The sequence below is a fragment of the Methylophaga sp. UBA5088 genome (assembly GCF_002414625.1).
GTDB classification, from domain to species: domain Bacteria; phylum Pseudomonadota; class Gammaproteobacteria; order Nitrosococcales; family Methylophagaceae; genus Methylophaga; species Methylophaga marina.
This window is the reverse complement of record NZ_DIAC01000097.1, coordinates 36,209-38,029: the sequence shown is the minus strand read 5'-3', so window position 1 is coordinate 38,029 and position 1,821 is coordinate 36,209. Positions and strand designations below refer to the sequence as shown.

Below are 1,821 nucleotides of genomic sequence, written 5' to 3'. Positions count from 1 at the left end.
TAATAGTTTTTTAATCATTCGACCTATTATTTTATAAAACCGAATGAGAAATAATGTCTCCACTGATTCGAAAATCGTCAGTGACTTAATGTTTATAGAATCAAAACTGTAATTAATACAAACACCTATATGGAGATGTTAACAATGTTAAAACACATTTTATTAAGTACCTCAGCAGCGGTTGCTCTTAGCCTCTCAGCAGCGACATTCGCAGCTGATATTGATATGAATGCCAATGCCAATGACCTGGCTATTCAAGGTTATGACCCGGTGGCTTATTTCACACAATCAGCACCGACTAAAGGCACTAGTGAATATACAGCGACATATAAAAATGCGATCTATCACTTTAGCAGTGAACAGAACCGTGATTTATTCCGTGCTAATCCAAGCAAATATGCCCCTCAGTATGGTGGCTTTTGTGCCTTCGGTGTCACCAAAGGTAGAAAGTTTGATACTGACCCAATGGCTTGGCGAGTGGTGGATGGCAAGCTTTATCTGAACCTGAACAAAGATGTGCAAAAAATCTGGGTTGAAGATATTCCAGGCTACATTACTAACGCCAATGACACCTGGCCGACTATCAAAACCTTCAGTGATAAAACACTTGAAACGTTCTAGTGCATAAGCCCTGGCTTAACTCAATAGGGTGAGTCAGGGCTTTTTATTGAGGAGTGTAAAAATGCAACGAATCAGATCACAAGAAGCACTAGAAGCTGAGAAACAACGTCATGAGTATTTATTACTGAAAATCTCAGCCTCATGGTGCAACCCTTGCCAAATCTATACCCCGATTATTGAGTCAGTTTCGTCATCACGTAGTGATATCAGCGTGGCTGAAGTGGATGTGGATGATATGCCGAACGTGCGTGAGACCTTTCGTGTGCGGTCTGTGCCAACACTGGTCATGCTTAAAAACGGCCAAGAGGTTGATTCACTCGTGGGTTCACAGCCGGTTGAAAACGTACATACGTGGATTAACCACACTATCGAAGCTTAATACTTATATATTAGGAATGATGATATGAAAAATAACGCAATTATTGCAGCCGCCATTGCTGCGACTGTTTCCCTTGGCGTGACAGCCCCGATTAATGCTTATGCTGCCAGTAAAGAGAAATGCTACGGCGTAGCGAAAGCAGGTCAAAACGATTGTGCCAATCTGGCGGGTACGCATTCATGTGCAGCCCAGTCTAAAAAGGATAATGATCCGGGTGAGTGGAAATTAGTACCCGCCGGTACGTGTACTGACCTTGGTGGCTTATCCAAAGATGAAGCGAAAAAGCTTCTCACTAACTAATGACCATGTGCGAACCTATGGAGGCTGAGATGATGCAAGTGGGTGTGGGGCTTCGCTCCAAACATTACGAAGCGGCTTTGCAATCAGCCTCCGTAGATTTCGTTGAAGTGCATACTGAGAATTTTTTTGCTGATGGTGGTGTGTCACATGTCATCCTGGAGATGATTGCTGAGAATTATAAGCTAAGCTTTCATGGGACTTCGCTCGGTTTGGGGTCTTTAACTCCCCCACCACTTGCCCATATCCAAAAGATGCGGCGGTTGATTGAACGTTATTCACCCTTTTTAGTATCTGATCACGCTTGTTTTAGCTGGTCGAATGAGGCTGGCCATACCGTTCATGCTGGTGATTTGCTTCCGATCCGGTTTGATAAAGAAACGTTGAACGTCATGTGTCGTAACATTCGACGCGTGCAGGATATTTTTGGTCAGCAACTATTGATTGAAAATATTTCATCGTATTTACCTATCTCAGGCTCTGTCATACCCGAAACAGAGTTTTTCAATTTACTTTGTCAATCA

4 protein-coding genes are annotated in these 1,821 nt (G+C 42.9%); all 4 read left to right on the top strand.

Features of this window, described 5'->3' with window-relative positions; all coding sequences use genetic code 11:
* Nucleotides 1-144: 144 nt before the first annotated feature.
* Entirely contained in the window at nt 145-621 is a 477-nt protein-coding gene (locus B4K20_RS12150) for a YHS domain-containing (seleno)protein (protein WP_289283073.1), read from the top strand.
* A 61-nt stretch (nt 622-682) separates the two neighbouring features.
* Entirely contained in the window at nt 683-1,000 is a 318-nt protein-coding gene (locus B4K20_RS12145) for a thioredoxin family protein (protein WP_289283072.1), read from the top strand.
* 24 nt (nt 1,001-1,024) lie between these two features.
* Entirely contained in the window at nt 1,025-1,300 is a 276-nt protein-coding gene (locus B4K20_RS12140) for a DUF2282 domain-containing protein (protein ID WP_289244299.1), read from the top strand.
* 29 nt (nt 1,301-1,329) lie between these two features.
* The coding region (locus B4K20_RS12135) for a DUF692 family multinuclear iron-containing protein (RefSeq protein WP_289283071.1) at nt 1,330-1,821 on the top strand (492 nt) is incomplete at its 3' end.

What these genes read in the sequence shown, in the direction of transcription:
- B4K20_RS12150 (WP_289283073.1), top strand. Translation starts at nt 145, where the DNA reads ATGTTAAAACACATTTTATTAAGTACCTCAGCAGCGGTTGCTCTTAGC.
- B4K20_RS12145 (WP_289283072.1), top strand. Translation starts at nt 683, where the DNA reads ATGCAACGAATCAGATCACAAGAAGCACTAGAAGCTGAGAAACAACGT.
- B4K20_RS12140 (WP_289244299.1), top strand. Translation starts at nt 1,025, where the DNA reads ATGAAAAATAACGCAATTATTGCAGCCGCCATTGCTGCGACTGTTTCC.